Origin of the sequence: Candidatus Synechococcus calcipolaris G9, assembly GCF_029582805.1 — a bacterium.
In the GTDB taxonomy this organism is placed as follows: domain Bacteria; phylum Cyanobacteriota; class Cyanobacteriia; order Thermosynechococcales; family Thermosynechococcaceae; genus Synechococcus_F; species Synechococcus_F calcipolaris.
Genome location: NZ_JAKKUT010000002.1, coordinates 236,602 through 260,231 on the forward strand (window position 1 = coordinate 236,602; position 23,630 = coordinate 260,231).

At 52.2% G+C, this 23,630-nt stretch carries 18 protein-coding genes; 7 read left to right on the forward strand and 11 right to left on the reverse strand.

Annotated elements, in window-relative coordinates; all coding sequences use genetic code 11:
- Positions 1-23: 23 nt before the first annotated feature.
- Complete coding sequence (locus L3556_RS03850) at positions 24-977, reverse strand: glutaminase (RefSeq protein ID WP_277865989.1); 954 nt, start codon at positions 975-977, stop codon at positions 24-26.
- A gap of 93 nt (positions 978-1,070) precedes the next feature.
- On the reverse strand, positions 1,071-2,018 hold the full coding sequence (locus L3556_RS03855) for a ChaN family lipoprotein (RefSeq protein WP_277865990.1): 948 nt from the start codon (positions 2,016-2,018) through the stop codon (positions 1,071-1,073).
- A 65-nt stretch (positions 2,019-2,083) separates the two neighbouring features.
- Here L3556_RS03855 and L3556_RS03860 point away from each other — a divergent pair, with 65 nt between their 5' ends.
- The gene (locus L3556_RS03860; protein WP_277865991.1) at positions 2,084-3,343 is read left to right on the forward strand and encodes a DHH family phosphoesterase; all 1,260 of its coding nucleotides are present in this window, start codon (positions 2,084-2,086) and stop codon (positions 3,341-3,343) included.
- Between the two features lie 93 nt (positions 3,344-3,436).
- Here L3556_RS03860 and L3556_RS03865 read toward each other — a convergent pair whose 3' ends face one another.
- Genes L3556_RS03865 through L3556_RS03875 form a run of 3 tightly spaced genes read right to left on the reverse strand, consistent with a single transcriptional unit; the run spans position 3,437 to position 8,890 of the window.
- The gene (locus tag L3556_RS03865; protein ID WP_277865992.1) at positions 3,437-4,819 is read right to left on the reverse strand and encodes a cobyrinic acid a,c-diamide synthase CobB; all 1,383 of its coding nucleotides are present in this window, start codon (positions 4,817-4,819) and stop codon (positions 3,437-3,439) included.
- A gap of 46 nt (positions 4,820-4,865) precedes the next feature.
- The gene (locus tag L3556_RS03870; RefSeq protein WP_277865993.1) at positions 4,866-6,443 is read right to left on the reverse strand and encodes a PQQ-binding-like beta-propeller repeat protein; all 1,578 of its coding nucleotides are present in this window, start codon (positions 6,441-6,443) and stop codon (positions 4,866-4,868) included.
- Positions 6,440-8,890, reverse strand: coding sequence for a polysaccharide deacetylase family protein (locus L3556_RS03875; protein WP_277865994.1), 2,451 nt, complete (start codon positions 8,888-8,890; stop codon positions 6,440-6,442). Before L3556_RS03875 ends, L3556_RS03870 begins: the two co-directional genes overlap by 4 nt.
- Positions 8,891-9,263: 373 nt before the next feature.
- Between L3556_RS03875 and L3556_RS03880 the strand changes: the two genes are divergently transcribed.
- Positions 9,264-10,013, forward strand: a complete 750-nt coding sequence (locus L3556_RS03880; protein ID WP_277865995.1) for an FkbM family methyltransferase — start codon at positions 9,264-9,266, stop codon at positions 10,011-10,013.
- Between the two features lie 3 nt (positions 10,014-10,016).
- On the opposite strand, the gene L3556_RS03885 is transcribed toward L3556_RS03880, so the two are convergent.
- Entirely contained in the window at positions 10,017-10,448 is a 432-nt protein-coding gene (locus L3556_RS03885; protein ID WP_277865996.1) for a tellurite resistance TerB family protein, read from the reverse strand.
- Between the two features lie 111 nt (positions 10,449-10,559).
- Between L3556_RS03885 and L3556_RS03890 the strand changes: the two genes are divergently transcribed.
- The 3 genes from L3556_RS03890 to mraY all read left to right on the forward strand — a co-directional run bounded on the left by L3556_RS03890 (position 10,560) and on the right by mraY (position 14,021).
- Positions 10,560-12,500 (forward strand): S9 family peptidase, encoded by a 1,941-nt coding sequence (locus tag L3556_RS03890; RefSeq protein ID WP_277865997.1) that lies wholly within the window; start codon positions 10,560-10,562, stop codon positions 12,498-12,500.
- Positions 12,501-12,565: 65 nt separating this feature from the next.
- Positions 12,566-12,802, forward strand: coding sequence for a DUF3134 family protein (locus tag L3556_RS03895; protein WP_277865998.1), 237 nt, complete (start codon positions 12,566-12,568; stop codon positions 12,800-12,802).
- Between the two features lie 85 nt (positions 12,803-12,887).
- On the forward strand, positions 12,888-14,021 hold the full coding sequence (gene mraY / locus L3556_RS03900) for a phospho-N-acetylmuramoyl-pentapeptide-transferase (protein ID WP_277865999.1): 1,134 nt from the start codon (positions 12,888-12,890) through the stop codon (positions 14,019-14,021).
- Positions 14,022-14,033: 12 nt separating this feature from the next.
- Here mraY and radA read toward each other — a convergent pair whose 3' ends face one another.
- Both radA and L3556_RS03910 read right to left on the reverse strand, forming a co-directional pair.
- Complete coding sequence (gene radA, locus L3556_RS03905; RefSeq protein WP_277866000.1) at positions 14,034-15,437, reverse strand: DNA repair protein RadA; 1,404 nt, start codon at positions 15,435-15,437, stop codon at positions 14,034-14,036.
- A 103-nt stretch (positions 15,438-15,540) separates the two neighbouring features.
- On the reverse strand, positions 15,541-15,747 hold the full coding sequence (locus L3556_RS03910) for a DUF6887 family protein (RefSeq protein WP_277866001.1): 207 nt from the start codon (positions 15,745-15,747) through the stop codon (positions 15,541-15,543).
- Between the two features lie 267 nt (positions 15,748-16,014).
- On the opposite strand from L3556_RS03910, the gene L3556_RS03915 reads away from it, so the two are divergent.
- Entirely contained in the window at positions 16,015-19,143 is a 3,129-nt protein-coding gene (locus L3556_RS03915) for an alpha-mannosidase (RefSeq protein ID WP_277866002.1), read from the forward strand.
- Positions 19,144-19,179: 36 nt separating this feature from the next.
- Here the strand turns inward: L3556_RS03915 and L3556_RS03920 are convergent, their stop codons facing one another.
- Together L3556_RS03920 and L3556_RS03925 are read right to left on the reverse strand one after the other, a co-directional pair.
- On the reverse strand, positions 19,180-19,539 hold the full coding sequence (locus L3556_RS03920) for a phage holin family protein (RefSeq protein WP_277866003.1): 360 nt from the start codon (positions 19,537-19,539) through the stop codon (positions 19,180-19,182).
- 64 nt (positions 19,540-19,603) lie between these two features.
- Entirely contained in the window at positions 19,604-20,734 is a 1,131-nt protein-coding gene (locus tag L3556_RS03925; protein WP_277866004.1) for an ATP-dependent 6-phosphofructokinase, read from the reverse strand.
- Between the two features lie 238 nt (positions 20,735-20,972).
- Here L3556_RS03925 and L3556_RS03930 point away from each other — a divergent pair, with 238 nt between their 5' ends.
- Positions 20,973-22,034 (forward strand): ABC transporter ATP-binding protein, encoded by a 1,062-nt coding sequence (locus L3556_RS03930; RefSeq protein ID WP_277866005.1) that lies wholly within the window; start codon positions 20,973-20,975, stop codon positions 22,032-22,034.
- Between the two features lie 118 nt (positions 22,035-22,152).
- Here L3556_RS03930 and L3556_RS03935 read toward each other — a convergent pair whose 3' ends face one another.
- Complete coding sequence (locus L3556_RS03935; protein ID WP_277866006.1) at positions 22,153-23,388, reverse strand: DUF4912 domain-containing protein; 1,236 nt, start codon at positions 23,386-23,388, stop codon at positions 22,153-22,155.
- Positions 23,389-23,630: the final 242 nt, after the last annotated feature.

A 23,630-nucleotide genomic window follows, 5' to 3' on the forward strand; every position in this document is an offset into this window, starting at 1 on the left:
GTTAGCAGGTCAATTTGTTAATTCTAGGCTAGGGGACTTAATTGTAGTTCCTGGGATAGCCTGCGTAAAAAACACAGACCAAAAACGGAATTCCCGCTGGCATCTAGGGGGGGACTATAGCTGGCGATCGCCCCTTGTCCAGGCACAATGCCCACCATGGCACCACTGACCCCAGACTTGATGGGTAGACCAATATCAATGGCATAGTCCGCCGAGCGTTCGTAGAGACCGCAGCTAAACATGAGGGCATTGACAACTTGACGGTGGCGGGTTTGAATCTGGGGCTGCCCTCCGGCGAGTAAAAGCCCTAATCGGGCCAGATCTGTCACCGTTCCCCTCAAGCAACAAATACAGTTATAGATTTCCAAGGCCATTTCCCCATCCTGAATGTGGCCCGCCAGTTCCAGTAGCCGGGCCAAGGCTCGATTCTGCCAATTGGGGTGACAGTGAACTTGGTGTAAAATCTGTCGATCTAGACTTAGGTGACAACCGGCCTGGTCATTTAGCCATTGGGCCAGACGATCGCAGGCATGGCGGGGGGTTTTCCCCTCCAGGTTGGCGGCGAGCCGAATTGCGCCACTATTGATCATGGGATTGCGGGGGAAGCCTTGATCCAGTTCCAATTGCAAGACAGAGTTATAGGGTCGCTCCGAAGGAAATCGCCCCACATGGCTAAAGACATCTTCAACGGAAGACTGGTGCAGCATATAGAGCAATAAAAAGGGTTTAATCACACTCATCAATGGAAAGGTAGCGGCGATCGCCCCCCATGAATGAACAGAGCCGGCTAGGGTTTGGATATTGACCGCCACCGCACCGCGATCGGGAGGAGGTAATCGCTCCAGGGTTTCCCCCCCACTGGCCAAAGCTTGGCACTCCTGAATCCACGGATTAAGTTGAACGGTTGTCAAGGACGTCAATTGCACCAAAGATGCCCCCACATTGACTGGAACCACTGCCTTTTCACTATAGGGCACCTCGTTAATTCAAAATTCGGGGCGATCGCAAACGAGATTTCAATGGTTTCAGCCTCTATTTTTAGCAGATCGAGCAATTTTTCGAGGTGCCCTTTAGGAGTTGATCCAAAACCAATCGGCAATTCCTGGGGTTTGGCGATCGCCCTCGCTGGGATTGAGTAAAATAATTTGCTGTTGAAAAGAAGGGGCATCTTCTAAACGACGGGCCACCCGATCTGGAATACCATAGCCGTAGCGCACATGACCCTGGCCCGCCAATACAACGACTAAATGCTCCGGGTGGGCTTCAACATAATTGGCGATCGCGGCGGCCATGGTTTCATCCCAGAGAACTTGGGCCTGGAAAAATTTATCTAAATCCAGGCTATGGCTTTGGCCCTGGTGAGCCTCTCGGAAAATTTGTGCCAATTGTTGCCGGTATGCCTCATTGCTAAGATCAATCTCATCAAGGGGAGGAATATAGGTTTGCTCCTCACGGCTGAGGCTATTAAGGCCCTCGCGGGCGACTTTGCGGGTGACTTCCGTGGGCGTATTTAGGGCAATCAGGGGGACCCCGTTCTCCTTAGCAAAGCGAAAAATGGGGGCGTACAACTGCCAGGAAAATCCCCACCGCTGGGCATACTCCGTTTGCTCCTGTAGCTCGAGTTCCGTTAATTCGCCGGCAATATAGCCATCTAGGACTGCTTGAAAGGGGCGTTGAATCATCTCCAGGGCGATCGCTAGGGGCCGTTTTTGGTAGAGTTGATCAATGATGGTTAGTTGGGCTTGGTGATCCGCCACCCGATCGTGGGTTTCCCCGAGGTAAATCACCGTACTATGGCTAAGCTCCTGGAGGGTCTTTTCCATCATTACAGGGGGTGCAGTCCGGGCATCGAAGACTTGCTGGGACTGGACTACGGGGATATTAATTAAGCTAAAAATGACCAACCCCAGAATAAAGCCCCAGAATAAGCGATACATTAATTTAGGTGAATAGTTCTCCCCTAACCCCTTGGGGGATGTCAAATTAGCGAATATTTGCAATGATCGAAGAACGTCCATAACGTTTATCATGACGCTTGTCTCGCTCCTTTGTTATTTAAGGCTTGGGTTTCCACTGACGACTTATGCAATCTCCTCACACGCTTGATGCTCCCGAATCGACCACTATTAAAGCTGATACTGCCCCAACCATAGAAGGGAACGGTAATGGCATTAATGGTAACGGCAAAATTCAGGGGGAAGTACCATCCGCACCTAAGCTGAGTGATCCGCGGGCAGAAGCCTTGCGCCAACTCCTCGATCGCCACCGAGGAACCCGCCAACTGGTTATTTTGCAAGATTTTCCCGATCCCGATGCCCTGTCCTCTGCCTGGACCTACAAACTCATTGCCGATAGGTATGATATTCAGTGTGATATTGCCTACGCTGGGGCCCTCAGCCACCAAGAAAATATTACCCTAGTGCGTCTCACCGGCATTCCCCTAGTGCGCTGGCCCGCCCAAGGCAGCAAGATCAAGGAGCAACGGGACATGACCGTCTACAGTGGCTATGTTCTCGTGGATAACCAGGGCACCACCAGTCAACTTTTGGCTATGGCCCAGGAAGCGGGCCTACCGGCGATCGCCATTGTGGATCACCACAACCTCCAGGACTCCCTCCAGGCAGAATTCACCGATATTCGTCCCACCACCCGCGCCACCGCCACCATTTTTACCCAATACCTGCAAGCAGGGTTACTCACCCTAGATACCAGCAACAGTGATCATGTGAAATGTACGACGGCCTTGATGCATGGTCTCCGCTCCGATACCAATTGCCTGCGCCAAGCTAAGGAAGAGGATTTTATTGCCGCAGCCTATCTGAGTCGCTTCTACGATTGTCAATTGCTCAATACGGTTCTCCTCTCCTATCGCTCAAAACAAGTCATGGATGTGATTGAACGCTCCCTCAAAAATCGTTCGATCCATAATAATTTCTCCATTGCCGGAGTCGGCTACCTCCGCTACGATGATCGCGATGCCATTCCCCAGGCAGCAGATTTCCTAGTCACTGAAGAAAACGTGCATACGGCGGTGGTTTACGGCTTAGTCCATGACGAAGATGAGGAAGTGGAGTTAATTGTCGGCTCCCTGCGGACTAATAAAATCACCCTAGACCCCGATGAATTTATCAAAGAAGCCTTTGGTCAGGATAACCAGGGTCGCTTTTTTGGGGGCGGTCGCTCCCAGGCGGGGGGGTTTGAAATTCCCGTGGGCTTCCTATCTGGACTCAATGAGAATACCGAGTACGCCAAACTGAAATGGCACGTTTACGATACCCAGATTAAGCAAAAACTATTGCACCTCGTCAATCCCAAAAACAATGTGCTTCACGCCACGGAGTAATGATATAGCTATTGCTACTTGGTTTAGGATGGGGTGCAGGGGTGAAACCCCTGGCTGGGGGCGAAGCCCCCACACCCCCCTGCCAGCAATGTCCTAAGGAAGAAGGCGATAGCTGTAAATCTTCCCTAAAAATCTCGCCAATAAGTCAGGGTGAGTTCCCCAATGCAGGTGGATGTAGCTGGCATGGAGCGTTGGGCTAAACCAACCCTCGTGGGCCGATGGTAGGGGATTATGATTATCCTCATCAATGTGCCAAAGGGGACAGTCGGGTTCAGGGGTGAGCCGCGAATAGTGAAATTCATGGCCCCACAGCCTTGTTTCCAGGGGGACGAGGGGACTAGGCTGGATCGCGGTGACGTGACGATAGCCCAGGGTGAGGCGTTGTCCCATGTGGGCTTGGGTGGGTAGTACGCCAACCATGGGATAGCTTTTACCCGCTTCAGGAATAATTGCCTCACTCAGGTACATGAGACCACCACATTCCGCATAGGTGGGCATACCCTTTTGAATGGCTTGGGCAACCGCTCTCCGGGCCGATTCATTTTCGGATAAGTCCGGGGCAAAGACTTCCGGAAATCCACCGCCAAAGTAAAGTCCGCCGATGTTAGGGGGGAGATGGGTATCCCTTATGGGACTCCAGGGTACCAGGGTTGTCCCTAGGGCCGTCAGTAAATCAAGATTATCGGCATAGTAAAAGTTAAAGGCTTCATCCTGGGCAATGGCTAAGGAGACCCTAGGGGTTTTTTGAGGGAGATTGTTTTCTGGAAGAGGCTCTCCTGTTGGCAGGGAGGAGGATGACTTGGAATCTGCCAATAACGGCCGGAGAATTGACCAATCAAAGCAGGTTTGGCCCAGATGGGCTAGGCGATCGCCCAGGGCATTAAAATCTGACATCTCACCCAAGGGAATGAGGCCCAAGTGGCGGTGATGCAGTTGAATGGCATCCTCCCGTCTGAGCCAACCAACAATGGGAATGTCGAGGGGTTCAAGGGCCGTTTGCAGAATGGCTTGGTGGCGATCGCTGCCGACTCGATTGAGGATCAGGCCGGCAATGGTGAGCTTGGGATCAAATTGGACAAACCCCTGGGCGATCGCCGCCACCGAACCGGCCAATTTTTGGGCATCAATCACCAGCAGGATCGGCAGATTTAATATACGGGCAATATCCGCCGTACTACCCGCCTGAGTCCCCCCACGGCCATCAAACAGGCCCATCACCCCTTCAATCAGACTGTAGGTTGCCCCCTGACAATGGGATTGAAAACAGGCTTGCACATAGGCCGGGCTGGTCAAAATCGGGTCTAGATTACGGCAGGGCTGCCCACTAATGCGGCTGTGAAACATGGGGTCAATATAGTCCGGCCCCACCTTAAAAACCTGTACCGATTCTCCCCAAGCCCTGAGGGCCGCATTCAGGGCCAAGGCAATGGTGGTTTTGCCCACGCCACTCCGTTCCCCAGCAATGATCAGGGCCATCTAGCGATTCTCCCTGTTAAATGACCCTAGAAATGCCTTAAAAGAGTTAACCAAGGCAGTATAGGTAACCATCCCTTGCACCAATATAAGTCTTGCCGTCCCAGACAATGGGAGTCGCTTCAAAGGAGGTGCTGGGGCTAAAGCGATCAATGAGATGGATCTCGAGATGGTAGTAGTCGCCGTGATCATTCACTAGGGCATTTTCCATGGATGCGGTGGCAGGTTCATAGGTGAGTTGAAAGAGGTATATCCCCCCATAGCCGGCCACAATCAGGCGATCGCCCTCGGTAAAGATCGGCGTTGAAATCGACGGCACTAAGGGGTGGCGAACCGCAATCACTGGCGTTGGATAGGTGGTCTCATGGCGCGGGCCGGGAACCGTTTTGCCCGTAACTTGGTGTTGGGAACCAATGTACAGGTGGCCATCTAGGGGCAGGGTGGCAAACAGGCGCGGCCGCTGGCCATCGGGGTTATAGTCATCATTGATGGCGGCGGAGCCGATAATTCCCCCCAACCAGGTGGCAACGCGAGCATTTCCTGTGGGCAAAAACCAATCCACACTCTCCTGGGCGGGGCGGCTTGGGTCCAACTTGATGACACCGCCAAAGCCGGAATTATATTCCTTTTCAATGGTACAAAAGAGCTTACCGTCCTCGGAAATAACGACGCTGCCGTCTATATCCGTCCCCACAAAGAAGTCCCAGACAATTTTCTTTTCAGGGATGCTGATGCCATAGATATGGCCGGAGCCGGCAGCCACATAGAGATGATCTAACCATCGGGCTGGGGAGGATTCGGTGACAAGGTTGCCCCCTTGGCGGAGCGGATCCTGGGCATCGTAGAGTTGAACTTCCCCTAAAACTTTTGGTTGGGTCAGGCCCTGCTTCTCCTGGGTCAGACGGGCATCGGCACCCAGGAAATAGCCCATACCATTTTCAGCCCCGGTGAAGAGAACGTAATTTTCAGGTAGATAGATGGGACTACCATCGTGATCACGGCTATAACTTTTCGTCAGTGGAATATCCATCTGCCACAGGTCTTGGCCGGTGCGAAAGGAAACGGCCCGTAAGCTGGGAATGACGGGGCTGGTGAGACTGCGATTGAGGCCCATACGGCTGCCCTGGACAATTACCACCTGATTTTCTGGTTCAGCCTTGGCATTGATATAAATTGTGGCAGTCCCCTTGACCACATCTTCAAAGAGGTATCGCCATACTTCACTCAAGTCCGAGAGGCGCAACTTCCGTAGGCTGTGGTCGTAGGCACCAATGATTAAGTAAATGTCCCCTTGATCTTTCACTAGGGTGGGCTGGCCCGTCCAACCAACGCCACTCCAAGATCGCATCTCAGAACCCACCCGAGTTTGGCCCGTACCCAAGAGAAATTTCTGTTGCAGTTTCAAACCCTCAGGAATGCCTTGGCCGTAATATCGCCGCTGATCATTCCCTAAAAATGTTGGTATGAGTAGCTCCGTTTCCGGGGGAGGTTCGATGATGGGTTCCGGGGCGATCGCCCGCGTTTGCCCTTGATCTAGGACGGAGGCCTGGCATTGGCCGAGGAGCATGGATGTGGCCAAGCTAGCAGTACCCCACCCAAACCAGTGATGGAACTGCCGCCGTTTCATGTTGCCAAAAGCTGAGGGTGGCGAATAACATGGTGGGCGATCGCCCCGATGGCATGGCGGAGCTTTGCATCTCCGGTTTTACCCTGGTCAATAATGGTGAGGACATAGGTGTTAGCCTTGACCCGAAAAATCACACTGGTTCCCAAGACAAAGGCATTTTCGCCGGTTTTTTCCCCCAGCCATGTTGCCTGGGTATCTTGCAGGGCCGCGTAACCCAACTGTCGATCTTTTTGCTTGCCAAGGGCATTCTGTAGTATCTGGGCCCCAGGTACATTGCCGCCATAAATTTGACTGATTAAACGGGTTAGATCGCGACTGGTACTTAAATTGGATTTGACCCCTAGTTTAGCGGGGGCAATGCGATCGCCCATAAATTTTGAACCGACTTGGGTGCGGCTGAGTCCATAGTCCTTGAGAACCGCATTGATGTAATCCCAGCCCATAATATCCATCAATTGGTTAGGGGCGATATTACTACTGTGGCTAATCATCGCCTCCACTAAGGTTTGCAGGGGGTATTGATTCCGGGGACGGATGGTGGAGGCATCCTCGGTATAGTTACTAGAGGTAATAAAAACCGGTCGATCCAGCCCATACTGGCTGTGTTGGGCCCAATGGAGGGCGACGACGGCCACAGGCACTTTAATCAAGCTGGCGGTACTTTTATGCACCAAATCTCCCCGCAGGGCCCGGCAGGCTCCCCCCACCTGACACAGGGCGATCGAGGCCTGGTTCGAGAGACCGGCTTCCTGGGCAACGGTGGTTAAAAATTGTGACTGGGCCACCTCTAGGTTGCGGTTAACAATGTTTAAGTTGCGTTGATATTCCTGTAACTTTAGTTGGGCAGCGGAATAGATGAAGGCATTTTCGGGAATGTGTTGCAAATGGGCGATCGCCTGTTGCCACTGCCCTTGGGACCGCTCCCAATCCTCGCCCTTGCCGGTGGCGGCGGCCTGTCCACCCAACTCAAGGGCCCGCAACCAGTTTTCCTTGGAGCGGGTTTCATGATCCAGGCGTTGCTGCACCCAACTCAGGGATTCTTTGTGCAGGCGGTAGCGATCTGCAAGGTTCTGCCGCTGCTCCGGTACAAACAGGGCCTTAGTTTTCAGGTCGTGGAACTGTTCATCTACTTTTCCCTGTAATTGATCCCGCACCTGGGTTAGTTCGGGGATGCTCTGGAGACTCAACCATTCCGGTGTTTGCACTGCTCCGCTGGGGTCTTGGGCCGCAAATAACTCCGGCAGTGTCACTAGGGTATAGCCCTTGTCCCGTAAACCCTTAATAATTGCCGGTAGGGCCTGCACCGTCTGGGATCGATCTCCGCCGCCATCGTGGAGCAGTACAATTCCCCCTGGCTTAGTTTGATTTAGAACCTCTTGGGTGATCACCTGGGCCGATCGCCCCGGAACCCAATCCCGGGGATCCGCTGACCACATCACCACACTGTACTGCGTGCCTGCGGCCCGGGCCGACAGACCATTGGTGAGGTTTCCCCCCGGTGGACGAAAGAGCCGTGAACTGGCCCCCGTGACCTCTTGGATAAGGGCCTGACTGCGGTTGATTTCTGCGGCTGCGGCTTCGGTCGAATGGGGGTGGGTGGGGTGGGTCCAGGTGTGGTTGGCAATGGTATGGCCCCGCTGCACAATCTGCCGGGCCAGGTCTGGGTACTGGTTCACCTGCTGGCCAACCACAAAAAAGGTACCTTTGACCTTTTCCCGCTGTAAAATTTCCAGTACTTGGGGGGTGTGGGTGGGGTGGGGGCCGTCATCAAAGGTGAGGGCAACTAATTTTTGTTCCGGGGCCAGGGCCAGTTGATGGATAGTTTCGCCTTGTAAACTTTGGGGTGGAAAATATTCCCCTAGGGCCACGCCGGCAGGAATCCGTTCCTTCAGGGCATCGGCCTGATCTAAAATCAATGCCCGCACGTTGTCGTGGTCTGGAGCCGTAGCTCTCTGGAGCCAATAACCGGGGGAAGTCCACAGGAGACCCAAGGCACCGGAAACCATCACCGCCAAACTGGACATGAGTAAGAAAGGATCCCGCAGCGATCGCGGGTCTAGGGCCTCTTCTTCTAGGGGGGGGGCAACTTGACCGGCAGTTGTATCCGGGGCCGCAAGGGTGTCAGGCAGAGCGATCTCTGGAGTTAGATAGCTGGGGGGCGTGGGTTTGGGGCGTAAACGAACTCCCCAGGCCGGAGCCTGGCCCGCCTGGCGGCCGTAAACATGGATCTCAGGGGGCATCACCCACTGGAGGAGTAATTGCCGCAGCAGAACGAGACAGTGATTTTGATCCGGAACCTGCTCGGCTTCCAGCAGAATTTTCCAACCATCTTCCCGAAATGCCAGCCGCACCGTTGTGGATTGGGGAGCAAAAATATAGTTCAATTGATGGGCGATCGCTTGGGGGGAAGCCTGATCAGTAAAATTTGCTACAGCCTGAAGGGACACCGCTCTGACTCCTACAACAACCTAGATTACGAGGATATAAAAGAAAACATAAAACAATTTGAATTTAATCTAATATGCCTTGAATGAATCAATGGCCAAGATTTGGCCACATCTTCAACTGGCCCTAGTTCCCAAGGGGGGAAAATCCCCAGGACTGCTATCCCAAGCTCTAACGTTGCCAATCTAGACCTTGATGCAATTTATTCACTTTGAACGAAAATAAATAATTAATGCAAAAATTTAGGCAACAAGATTATAGTCTCTACCAGGAACATATTCGGTGAATTCCAAGCCATCCTTTGTAAGCTCTCAATTACCCTTTCTGAGATTTCTACATCGACACTTCAATACCAAGCCAAAGTTGCGCAATTTTGTGACTCGGCTACTGGAGTCGGATCGGGATTTGGATATTTACCTCTTTGGCAGCCGTATACACATTAATTCCATTCAGGAACACGGTTATTTACGGATGTCCCGTTTGTGTACGTCCTCCCAGTTTCTCCGGGATGAGGTGCAAATTGTCTTTTACCTGGCGGCCCTGTTGCCCCACGCCGATGCGTTTTTGGATTTGGGGGCAAATGTGGGTATCTTTTCGGCCCTACTGGTGCGCCTGCGATCGCTCTATCCCGATCTTAAGTTTTATGCCTTTGAACCCCACCCAGAAACCTACCAGCGATTAGTCAAGACCTTAGGGGATACCCCCGTTGAAACCCACTGTGTGGCCCTATCTAACCAGGCCGGTGAGTTAACCTTTATTGGCGGAGCCGTATCCAATATCTTTACCAGTGAAGCCTACCGATCCGCATTCCATGGTGCGACGGCTGAAACCATGACCCTTCCTGCCCGTCGTCTCGATTCCTTTGCCATTGACGGCGATCGCCTGCTCTTAAAAGTGGATGTGGAAGGTCAAGAACTGGAGGTACTAGAGGGGGCAGAGGCCTTTTTTAAGGAGGATCGGGTCTATGGGATCTATTTAGATGGCTACCGTAATCCGGGGGTGACGACCTTTTTACAGGGCTATGGATTTGAAATTGAAGCCATTCGCGATAGTGCCCAGGGAACGGGCCATGCCGGCGGCTTTAGTGGCTACTTGGCCATGAAACCTAAGAGCCATAAAACCTAAAAGCTAAGGGTGATGTACCGCCTTGATCAGGGTATTCAAGCCCTGACGCACAAAACGGCCCACGGTCTCGGCGATCGCCATCGGCTCTTCCGGCAAGGGGGGAATCAGGGCCGTCATCTTGTAGTAGTCATCCAATAATTGGTGTTCTTCCGGTGAAACCACATTGTCCACAATCAGCAGCGTACCAATATCTGCCAAGAGCTTACTGCGATCGCTTTCCGTGGCTTGGGTCAAGTAGTAGGCAATGCGCTGTTCCGTGTCTTGCAGGGAAACGGGAGATTCCAGCAGGCTTCTAAGGTGCGGATCCTGACTGAGGCCATACTGGTGCAATAGATGGTTCAGGTAATCAATTTCCTGGGGGTCTAAATGGCCATCGGCCCAGGCGGCACAAATAATAATGGCCAAGGTCTGATGTAAGGAAGGAGAGGGAGACATGGGGCCAAGGTTCCCGATAGACTATATTCCAGCATACCGAAGCTGGGGCGATGAAATGCCTCTAGGTAAGTGATCCGCTAAAATCCCCTTAACCCTTCATCCTGGTTTTGTATGGTTCTGACCTCTCCCTTTGGTACCTGGCGATCGCCCTTGACTCCCGATTTAATGACCTCCCAGTCCATTGGTTTAGGGGAGATTCGCACCCATGGCCAGGACATCTATTGGTTGGAAACTCGACCCCAGGAAAAGGGGCGATCGGTCTTAGTGCGGCAGGAAAAGGGGTGGCAGGGAAACAATGATCATCCCAACCCCCAACCCGTGACATTGCTAGACCCCTCCTACAGTGTGCGATCGCGGGTTCACGAATACGGCGGCGGAGCCTATTGGCTAGATGGTTCACAGATTTTCTTTGTGAACGAGGCCGATCAACAGATTTATGGTTTAGACCCTCAGGCGGGGGGTGTGCCCTATGCCCTAACGAATCACCCCAATGCCCGCTTTGCCGATGGCGTAGTTGATCGCCACCATAACCGTTTAATTTGCGTCCAGGAACAGCATTCCCCTGGGGAAAGAGAAGTCATCAATACCCTGGTGGCCATTCCCCTACAACGGGATGGAGAACGGCGGGCACCCCAGACCTTAGTTTCCGGTAGCGACTTTTATAGCTCACCTCGCCTCAGTCCCGATGGTCAATTCCTAGTTTGGCTGAGTTGGAATCATCCCCAACTCCCCTGGGATGGAACCGCGCTCTGGCAGGCCCAGATTCAGGGGGATGGCCTTTTAGGGGAACCCATCAAAATTGCTGGTGGTTTGGAGGAAGCGGTACAACAACCCCGCTGGCTGGCGGATGGTCGCTTACTCTATATCAGCGATCGCTCCGGCTGGTGGAATCTCTATAGCTATCAGGACGGTATCCATCAGCCCCTCTATCCCCAGGACGTAGATTGTGGTGTCCCGCCGTGGGTCTTTGGTCAGTCCACCTATGCCCCCCTCTCCCCCGATACTCTGGTACTCACCTACAGCGATCGCGGCATTTGGCATTTAGGCGTTTTACATTTGGCGGATCAGCGTTTTACTCCCATCGATTTACCCCACACCGATATTCAGGGACTTCAGGCCAGTTCCGAGCATTCCGTTGTTTTCCTTGCCAGTAGTCCCAGCCACCCCCTCGGCATCCTGGAATGGGATATCAGAACCCAAGCCTTACGGGTCTTAAAAACCTCCACCACCCTTGACCTTGATCCGGGGTATATTTCTACGCCGGAACCTATCGCCTTCCCCACTGGCTCCCATCAAACGGCCTACGGTTTTTTCTATCCACCCCAAAACAAGGACTACCAAGGGCCCGATTCGGAGCGTCCCCCCCTATTAGTCAAAAGCCATGGTGGCCCCACTGCGGCCAGTGGTAGTGGTTTTGATCTGCGGATTCAATACTGGACGAGTCGGGGGTTTGCGGTTTTGGATGTCAACTACCGTGGCTCTACGGGCTATGGCCGCGCCTATCGTCAGCAACTATTGGGCCAGTGGGGTATTGCCGATGTGGAAGATTCGGTGGCCGGGGTGAACTATTTGGTAGCCCAGGGGCGCGTGGATGGCGATCGGGTGGCCATTCGTGGCAGTAGTGCGGGGGGCTATACCACCTTGGCAGCTTTGACCTTTACCAATACCTTTCGGGCAGGAGCCAGCTATTACGGCATTGGCGACCTAGAGGCCTTGGCCAAGGATACCCACAAATTTGAGGCCCGCTATTTAGATCGCCTCATTGCCCCCTATCCCGCCGGCCGAGACATCTACTACCAGCGATCGCCCATTCACTTTTGTGAACAACTCTCCTGTCCGGTGATCTTTTTCCAAGGACTTCAGGATAAGGTGGTGCCCCCCAATCAAGCGGAGCAAATGGTGACAGCCCTAAAGGCCAAAGGGATTCCGGTGACCTATCTAACCTTTGCCGATGAACGCCATGGCTTTCGCCAGGGGGCTACGATTATTAAAACCCTGGAAGCGGAGCTTGAATTTTATCAAACCTTCCTCTTGAAAGACGCTAGGATATAGGATGGTTGATTCTTCCCGATGGCTCAACCGGTTCAATACACCCACCTACTGGCAGCTAACATCCTATGACCCTACATAATCCCTCGCTTTATGAAGAGCCTGTGGAGCAACGAAATCTGACAACCGCCTCTCGCCCCAATCGTTCAATTTTAGACTGGCTGAAGCAAAGTGGCCGGTTTATTCTCCGGGATGCAGTGGAACCGGAAGAAACATCGATGTCTGAAGACATTGGTGAAATAGATGATTTTGTCAGTGATCCGGTAGCCGATTACGAAGAAGACGACGAGTCTGACATCGATTAAGAGCGGCATCCATGGGGATAGGCACTAACAGAGATAAAAGGGACAAAACGAGTGCAACCTTGGCCAACTTGTTTCCGGTGGGAATATGACCCCAACAAAATCTGAATCCTTAGCCACACCATCCTTTTTGACAGGGCGACGGCTTTTTATCTGTTTGACGCTCATTCTCCTAGGGATGGCGATCGCCAGTGATGTCGTTTTCAAGCATTGGCAACAGCCCGCGATCTCCTTCACGTTGCCCTTGGTCGGGACTGCCACCCTAACCGCGCTCATGGGTCAGTGGGTCGTTCCCCTCTTGCGCCGCCTTAAGACCGGTCAAGTTATCCGCGAAGATGGCCCCCAATCCCACCTCAAGAAATCCGGTACGCCCACCATGGGGGGAATTTTCTTGATTCCCACCGGCTTATTGGTTGCCCTCGCTTGGACTGGGTTGGGACTGGAACAGTGGCCGCTGCGGGTGTTGGCGATCGCCCTATTAACTACGGTCTATGGGGGTATTGGCTGGTGGGATGATTGGCAAGTGCTCGTCCGTAAATCCAATAAGGGGATGTCGGCGCGACTACGGCTACTCCTAGAAGGGGGGGCAGCCCTGTGCTTTGCGGCCTGGCTCCTGAGGATGGATCCCACGGTCACAACGATTCAATTTTCCTGGGGATGGGCCCTGCCCCTCGGTTTACTTTTTATTCCCCTAGCAATTTTTGTCCCCATGGCAGAAGGCAATGCGGTGAATCTCACCGATGGTTTGGATGGGTTGGCGGCCGGAACCGTGGCCATCGCCCTTTTGAGTCTGGGTATTTTAGTGGCTGCCGATTTTCCCGATTTAATGATTCTCACCGCCGCCATGGCCGGGGCCTGCCTAGGTTTTCTCTGGCATAACCATCATCCTGCCCGGGTATTTATGGGAGATACGGGGTCGTTGGCCTTGGGGGCCGTGTTGGCGGGCATTGGCCTGGTGAGTCATCATCTCTGGGAATTACTGATTATTAGTGGTCTCTTTTTAGCCGAATCCCTATCCGTCATTGCCCAGGTGGGCTATTACAAAGCAACGAAGGGGCCCGATGGCATTGGCAAGCGACTATTCAAAATGGCTCCCCTGCACCATCATTTTGAACTGAGTGGCTGGTCAGAATTGCGGGTGGTGGCAACCTTTTACCTAGTGGTCTTGGTGCTAGGCTTTGGGGCCTGGCTGCAAGGAATCCTTCCCCAGTCTTATTTCTAATTTCTAAAGTTTCTAGGCGTGTTCTCCCTGATCCATGGGGGCGAGGGCGGCTACGATCGCATCGGCAACCCGACCCACGGGACAGATTTCTAACCCTGGAATGTCAAGGTCTTGGCTTTTGGGGACGATCGCCCGCTTAAATCCTAATTTCAGAGCTTCCCGTAAGCGGGTTTCCAGTTGGGAGACTGAACGAACCTGGCCGCCCAGGCCCACCTCCCCAATCATTACGGTTCCCGACTGAACAAGGCGATCGCGGAAACTGGCCACCACCGCCACCGCCACCCCCAGATCCGCCGCCGGTTCGGCCACCGTTAGCCCCCCGGATGAAGAAACATAGGCATCTAGCTTGGAGAGGGGAACCCCCAGACGTTTTTCTAAGACTGCTAAGATTTGCAAGAAGCGATTGTATTCTAGGCCCGTGGTTGAGCGGCGGGGGGAGGGATAGCTGGTGGGACTGACAAGGGCTTGAAGTTCCACCACCAAGGGCCGTGTTCCTTCGCAGGCGACAATCACCGCCGTACCGGGGGCCGGATCACTCTCCCCTAAAAACAGGGCCGATGGATTGGTGACTTGCTCTAGACCCCGATCCACCATTTCAAAGACACCAATTTCCTGGGTTGCCCCAAAGCGATTTTTAACCACCCGCAGGAGTCGATGACTGGCAAAGCGATCGCCCTCAAAGTAGAGTACTGTGTCCACTAAATGCTCCAATACCTTGGGGCCGGCGATCGCCCCTTCTTTGGTGACATGGCCAACAATAAAGAGACTGATTTCGTCCTGTTTGGCCAACCGCATTAGGGCCGACGTACATTCCCGTACCTGGGATACCGAGCCGGGGGCCGACGTTAAACTGGCGAGATAAATGGCTTGAATACTGTCAATAACGGCGATCGATGGTTGTAGACTTCTGAGTTCCTGCAAAATCACTTCTAGGTCAATTTCCGGTAATAAATATAACTGCGCGCTCTGGGGTAGCTTTAATCGTCGCGATCGTAACTTCACCTGCTGTCCAGACTCTTCCGCACAGACGTAGAGAATGCGTTCCTGTTGGGCCAAGGTTGCCGCCACCTGAAGTAAAAGAGTGGATTTGCCAATGCCGGGATCTCCCCCCACTAAGACAAGAGAACCAGGGACAATGCCTCCCCCCAAGACCCGATCTAACTCACTGAATCCCGAACTGAGGCGAAACTGCTGATTCTCGGCGATCGCCCCCAGGGTGACAGCTGCCGTGGCTTCCGGTTCCTTGTTTTTTTTATCTCGACTGCGCCCCAGTAAGCGGTCTTCCCCGGCCGTAGCCCCAGAAATGATCTGCTCATCCAAACTATTCCAGGCACCACAACTGGCACAGCGACCAAAATACTGTACTGACTCCGCCCCACATTCGCGGCAGATATAAAGGGTTCGAGGTTTAGGCATTGTTATATTCTCCTGACGCTCACCCTAGCGGTTGATCGACTATCAGGAGCCTTTGTAGTTATATTAATATCTCTCGTTAGTCCGCTCCAGTTGCCAGACCGCTTTAACCTAGAGCTTTTTGCAGTTTCTGACGGATAGCAGCCTCAATTTTTAAATCGAAGTCCGGATCACCCACTTTTGCAATTACTCCAGAAGAGCGTCTTCTGCGCCGCTGCAAATATGCTTGAAATGCAACTTCATCCTCACGATGCTCCAGGAAGTACTGCTTCAGTTCTGGATCAGACATAGCAGCATAATCAACTTGACTCATCAGAACACCTCCCCATCTGGAGTAATTTCAGCCCCAATCCCTTCGTCGTGTCCTGCCAAAATAAACCTTCTAACTGAGCATACGTAGGTATCTTAATGGCAGAAGTCTTTGTAATGTATTGCACTGTGTTGCTAATTTAGCACATCTGTAAATCTATCCATTGATCATTTCCCCAAAAACACCCCTTTCCCGAAATACAATGACCCTTTGCAGCCAAGGATAGGATCAATGGTAATGTTCTAATGTCACTCCATATCCTTGATTGTTTTGGCAAATTTAGCAGATCAACTGACGAAGCAATGCCAGCGGCTGCAATCCTGTGTGCTTCAAGATCGGCAAACGGGTTGGTATCGTTTACCGCCTCCACCTGCTTCTAATACACCACCATCCTTGGTCAATCTAGCTTCCCCCCTTGATCTGAATGAAAAGGGTCATATTTCTTGGCCCCAGGGTCAGGTTTCCCTTTGGCTCGGCCAGAAGATTACGGTTCCAGCGGATTTAGAGGGGTATACCCTAGAGGGTTTGACCCTAAGAATACAGCTAACCTGGTGGGCAGAGAACGCCCAAATTTATGTCAATGGCGAACGGGTTCAGGAAGGGGATCTATTTGATCACTCCTGCCGGATTTGCCTGGGTGCGGCGGTGACTCCGGGGGAATCCTGGGAGATTTGTTTACATTTGGTGAGTCCGGGCCATGATCCGGGGGCCCTGGTGCGATCGCAGGTGGTCTATGAATCCGCTACCGGCATTGATCCCGGTTTTGTCGCCCAGGAGCTAGAAATTGTCAAACTTTTTCTAGGGGAGTTGGATCCAGATCAGCAAGAACAACTCCAGGAGCAGTTAACAAGGTTAGCTGCCACGGAGAATCAACGGCAACAACTGGATTCGGCCTTAGAAATAGTCCATGAACACCTCAAACAATGGCGATCGCGCCTAGGGGCCTATCAGATTCATTTGACTGGCCATGCCCATTTGGATCTGGCCTGGCTCTGGCCGGTTGCGGAGACTTGGGAAGCAGCTAAACGTACCTTTGAGTCGGTATTAGCCCTACAAGACCAGTACCCGGAACTCATTTTTAGTCACTCTAGTCCCGCCCTCTATGCCCATCTGGAAGAAACCGACCCGGATTTGTTTCAACGGATTCAACGGGCAGTGCAGCAGGGCCGCTGGGAAGTTGCCGCAGGCCTATGGGTGGAGCCAGAACTGAACCTGATTAGTGGTGAATCCCTAGCCCGGCAGATCCTCTATGGTCAGCGGTATGTCCAGGAAAAATTCGGCGGACTTAGTAAAGTTGCCTGGCTACCGGATAGCTTTGGCTTTTGTCGGCAATTGCCCCATTTTTTGAGGCGGGGGGAGATTGAATATTTTGTTACCCAAAAGCTGCGCTGGAACGACACCACGGTCTTTCCCCATGGTTGGTTTCGTTGGCAGGATGGCACGGGCGACTCGGTTCTGAGTTTAATGTCTGCTCCCATTGGCGAGGGTCTGGATCCGGTTAAAATTGCCGCCTATGCCCAGGAGTGGTATGGGAAAACGGGATCCCATCGTAGTCTCTGGTTACCGGGTGTGGGGGATCATGGCGGTGGCCCCACGGCGGATATGCTGGAGATCTATCGACGGTGGCAGCGGTTAGAGGGGTTTATGCCCAGGATGGCGTTTACCACGGTGCAGACCTACCTAGAGGCCCTCAAGGCAGAAACAAGTTTAGAGTCATTGCCCCTGTGGCAGGATGAACTATACCTAGAATTCCATCGGGGCTGCTATACCTCCCATGGCGATCAAAAGCAGTTGCACCAGGATTGTGAGCAAGCCCTTGTCCAGGCAGAAATCTGGTCGTCCTTGGCGGGGATGGTGGTGGGTGCGGCCTATCCCCACCAGGAATTAGAGCGACTCTGGAAATTACTTCTGTTTAATCAGTTCCATGATATTTTGCCGGGTACGGCGATCGCCCCAGTGTACACCGATGCCAATGGGGACTGGTCAGAGATTCTCAGCCATGCCAATACCCTTTTAGAGACGGCCCAAACCCATATCCTAGAAAATATTACCTATCCCGAGCCGCCGGAACCGGATGCAATTCCCCTGGTGGTGTTTAATAGCCTGAGTTGGGCCCGTACCCGCCTAGTTCATGTTCCCCTAGAGTCCTTAGCTCCATACCTTTGGCAGATCAAGAACTCTGCTGGGGATAGTGTTCCCTGGGATCGGGGGTCGGCAGAGAATTTAGGGTTTGTCGCCCTAGAGGTACCACCCCTCGGCTATGGCCTCTATTGGTTATGCCCAATCCCGGAACCGGTGACACCCTTTCGTCCTCCCTTGGGCTATTTAATTGAAAATAATTATCTCCATGTGGAAATCAATGCCCAAACTGGGGAGATTACCAACCTCTACGATAAGATTCAGCAGCGATTTATTCTTAAGGGGCCGGGGAATCAGTTGCAGTTTTTCCAAGATCAGGGTCAATACTGGGATGCCTGGAATATTGATCCCAACTATGGAAACTATCCTCTGGAGAAGGCCACTCTACAGCAGATTGAATGGATCCGCTGGCATCCCCTAGAGCAACGGCTGCGGGTCACGTGGCAGTTTCGCCAATCCCAGATTCAGCAGGACTATTGCCTGGAAATCTATTCCCCTGTCCTCAAGATTGAGACGGTGATTGATTGGCAGGAATCCCACATTCTCTTGAAAGCTGCTTTTCCCCTGGAGATCGCCGCGCCAAAAATTACTTGCGAAAGTCCTGGGGGTACCACGGAACGTCCCACCCTTCCTAATGCCGATCCTAATCCTGAGTTATCGGCAGCGGATCAGGCCAAATGGGAAATTCCCTTTCTCCATTGGCTGGATCTGGCCACGGAAAAGGGGGATTACGGCCTGAGTTTATTAACCAGGGATAAGCATGGTGTGGATGCCCAACCGGAACAGGTTCGCCTTACCCTTTTGCGATCGCCCACCTGGCCCGACCCCGACTGCGATCGCCGTCGGCATACCTTTACCTATGCCCTCTATCCCCATGGACAAACCTGGCAGGAGGCCCAAACCCATCACCAGGCCCAGGAACTCAATTCGCCCCTTGTGCCCCGGATTGTTGAAGATAGAATAACGTCGGCTTCGGGTTCACTTCCCCCGGAAACCAGTCTTTTAGCCTGGGATTGTCCCCACTTGCACTTGATGACCCTGAAGCAGGCAGAGGATCAACGGGGATGGATTTTACGATGCCAGGAAACCATTGGAGAAGGATCTCAGTTAAATTTAACCTCCGGGGCGATCGCCGAAGCAGAAGGTTTAGTGAAAGAATCCTTAAATCTCCTGGAATATCCTGAGAGTAGCAGTAGCCATTCCCAAGATTCCCTTGAGATCAAGCCGGGGCAGATCCATACTTGGCGACTTGAAGGCTAATTAAAACCTAATCATCCAAAGCTAAAAAACAAGCAATTAGACGATTGCCAAATGATTCAACAGGGTATAGGTGAGAGAATTCATAATACTCAGGGCAATAGAGCCAAATAGGGCGCTCAAAAAGCCATTTCTCAAGGTAAATCCAGTCACAAAGGCCGCCGCAAGGGCAAAAATAGCCGCATTGACGACTAACGCAAATAGACCCAGGGTGAGAAACGTAATCGGGAATGCCAGAAATTGCAGGATTGCTCCTAGGGTGGCATTCAGTATGCCAAAAATAATTGCTGACCACAGAGACGTACTAAATTTATCAATTTCCACACCCAAAAAAGGAATCTTAGAAATTATAAATAAACTAACACTGGTGACAATCCAGGCAATGATTAAATTGATCATGGAAAAATTCTCCTCAATGGCGATCGCCTAGGGCGTACTCTCATTTCGATTGTACTGTACCGGCTCAAAGCTCACAGACTAGGGATTCCCCACAAAGACTCAAATCAATGTCTGGCAGAGGTGGATTATCCCCCACGTAGGTTCCTAGACCATGGGCGGTGCGAATCAGAAAACTCGTGGGTTCCAAGGGACGGGGACTCAAGGCCAAAACCTCTGGGATGGGGATGGCAATAGCCTTTCCGGCCTGCCAGGCTAACATCCGGTCAAATTTACTTTGGGCAATTAAATCTACAGCCATATTCCCCAGGGCGGCGGCCAAAATGCGATCCAGGGCCAAGGGCATTCCCCCCCGCTGCACATGGCCGAGGACGGATACCCGCACTTCTAGGGGGACTTGACTACAGTGGCTAATTTGTTCAGCAACGTACTGACCAATACTGGGATGGCTGGGAGAGGTGGCCACAAAACCAGGGGAATTCACTTCCTGGGCCCCTTCTGCCACGACTACTAAGGCAAACTTACGATTCCAACGTTCCCGCAACTCATCAATATGACGGCAGATACCCGTAATGGAGTAGGGAATCTCTGGCAGTAAAATGACATCTGCGCCACCGGCAATTCCAGCATGGAGAGCTAAATGCCCCGTGGTTCGCCCCATGACCTCTACAACCATGATGCGGTTGTGACTGGCCGCCGTGGAAATAATCCGATTGAGGGCATCCGTTACCGTATTCACCGCAGTATCAAAGCCAATGGAGCGATCGGTGAGAGCTACATCATTATCAATGGTTTTGGGAATTGCCAGGAAGTTCCATCCACCCCTTTTGGCAATTTGGTGCAGAATGGCTAGACTACCATCGCCGCAAATCGCAATTAAAGCATCTAGGCCTAGGTCATGGTAGCCCTCAATAATTTGATCCGCCACGGGCAATGGATCCCCGCTGTTTACGGAGCCAAGAATGGTTCCCCCCATCGTCAGAAGTAAATCGATGCCACGCAGATTCATGGCATGGACTCCTAGGGGAATGGATTGACGGTTGAGGAGTCCCTCTGTGGCGTGGGGAATTCCCAGCACTTCCCAGTCATAACTTAAGCTGGCATGATTCACGATCGCCCGGATAGCCGCATTTAAGCCAGGGCAGTCACCCCCACTGGTCATTACACCAACCCGTTTCCGCTTGCTGGATCCACTCATAGTCAATTAACTCGTTAGATTCATTCGTTGAACAGAATCATATTCCTGCTCACCGCTCCAGCGTAAATCATGAATCAAAATTCTCAGATTCCCTTAAGGAAATATTCTGGAACTACATATAAAACTACATATAACTTTAGGTTTGACTTTAGGTTCTGTGATGGTTCAATATGCAGCCCCATGAACCTCTTCATAATGGAAAGTAGTACTGGTATCAAGGAAAAAGTCAGCCAAGTTTATGACGATTCTAAAGTTACATCATCTCAATAAAACCTTTCGTTCCGGAGTGGTTCCCGTTAAGGATTTGAGTTTAACGGTGGAGGAAGATGAATTTTTAACCCTGGTGGGCCCCTCTGGCTGTGGTAAATCCACAACTCTGCGGATGATTGCGGGCCTTGAACAACCCACCCGCGGCCAAATATACCTAAATGATCAGGAGATTAGCGGCCATTCCCCTGGAGATCGCAACATGGCCATGGTTTTTCAAAGCTACGCCCTCTATCCCCACATGACGGTAAATGAAAATATTGCCTCTCCTCTGCGGCTGCGAAACCTCAGTAAAAGCGATATTCAACAACGGGTGCGGGAAACCTGCCAAAGGCTTGATCTTGAGGAACTGGGCGATCGCAAACCGGCCCAGCTTTCGGGAGGTCAACGTCAACGGGTAGCCCTAGCCCGTGCTTTAGTTCGGCGACCCCAGGTTTTTTTACTGGATGAACCCCTCAGTAATTTAGATGCCCTCCTCCGGGAAAAAGTGCGGGCCCAGTTAAAGGAAATTTTTGGCCAGCAACCGGCTCCGGTGGTCTATGTCACCCATGATCAAACGGAGGCTATGACGTTATCCACTAAGGTGGCTGTCCTCTATGAGGGCCATCTTCAGCAGTTGGCCACCCCCGATAAGATTTATGGGCAGCCCGCCAATCATTTTGTTGCCAGCTTTATTGGCAGCCCGCAGATGAATTTACTCTCCTTACCCTGCCAAGGATTCTCCGCCCGCCTCGGTAATGTTAAATTGCCTCTAAAAACCAATTTTCCGCCCCTATCCATGGTCACGTTAGGGATCCGACCGGAGCATATTCGCCTAGCCCAACCAGAAGATGCGATCGCCCTGAAGGGAGAAGTAATCTTAGTGGAAAACTTGGGTATGAATCGGTTACTCACGGTGGGAATTGATGAGTCATCCCTGGTCTTGCGGGCCCTGATTCCCCAGGATCAACCCTGGCAGTCATCCATTTGCCTGACGTTCTCCCCAGAAACCTTACATTGGTTTCATCCCCAAAGCGGCGATCGCCTCGGCTAACCCTGCCTGAAATTAATATTTTTTCTGAGAATTGATTAAAAAAATACCCCCCTTAGACATATATCCAGAGGAGGGCTGGTTTTTAAGTTAAGACATTAATCTGAAGTGTGTGAATGTCCTATACCGGCCATTCTAGAATCGCTTCCGCCTTCGTATTGGTACGACGCTCTGGAGTTTCCCGGGTAAACTTCATGTGAATAGCCCGGTTTTGCTCACCATCGGCCGCCACCGCAAAGATCGGGAAGTCCAGCAGGCCATCCTGGAACGACATCTGGAAGCGGAACGTCCCATCGGGATTCAGTTTAATGGGTTGGCCGCCAATGGTGACGGTGGCATCAGGCTCCGTAGCACCGTAGACAATCAATTCTGCATCCGCCACCAACCAGAATTGACGGGGACGAATGGGTGCGGCCGATGCCGAGAAGCCCACCCCAGACATAGTAAGGCCAGAGACCGTTGGTAGGGCCCACAGACCCACGCCGGAGGGGAAGACGTAGGAACTGATCGCCATTTCCGGTGTTACCGATCCAGGAACCTGCTGCATCGAACCATAGAGGGAACCGGCCACCCGCTGGGCCTCTGCCCCTTCTGCCATGGCAAAAATGCCTTCATAAATTGGATTGGGTTCACTACTGCCTGCGGTGACCGGAGAACCAAGATCAAAGACGGTTTTACCCCGCAGATCCATATCCCAGTCCACGGTAATGAATTGATCCCAAACCCAATCCGAGGGGTAGGTGGGGGGAATATGCACCGGACTGGAACGGGCTAACACAAGCCAACGACCATCGCCACAACGATAACCAATTTCCACCACGTAGTCGCGATCGCTCACGGGGATCGGCACATACCATTCCCGAGCTAACTCATCACAGGGATATTCCTGGACACTGTGGGGAATTTGATGGTCTAAATTAATATTGGTGGAATCATATATCCGCAATGCCAAACGTTGACCCCCCTGGCGGCGCAAGTCTTCCCGATGTTCATTGGGGATGTCCCAATAGGCATAGGCCCACTGAGGATCCCGAGGCATCAGCACAATCCGACTATCACCATAGCCACCGGGCAAATCCCCTAGGCCTTCATCCACGCTAGCGGGTACAACTTCCGGTTCCTGGGCAGGGCCAAGATCAAACTTTGATGCTTCCACTTTTTCTTGCAACTCCAAACGACTAGGGACAGGTTTAGCAGAGACAACAGCCGCGCCATTAGCCAAGGCTTGTTTTTCACGAATAGCAGTGAGGAGTTGATCTTTACGCATCCGACTATAACGGGATACCTGCAATTCACTGGCGACCCGTCTCAATTGTCGCAATGTCATATCTTCTAAGGGGGGTCGATCCTTCGGCATAGGTGCCTCCTAGTTAAAACCATGGATAGCCTAGTGCTATCTCATGCACTATATGTGACAGAAAAAGTCAAGACCGTCAAGGTAAAGAATCATTAATTAAGACGGAGTTCACCCAAATAAGCCGCCGGACGAGATCATTGGTCATAGAACCATGACATTTGATCGATTCTGGGGATCGCTTTTATTATCGAACAGAGCAAAATTTCAATGCCATCATACATCATAGAATTGGTCTAGCGTTG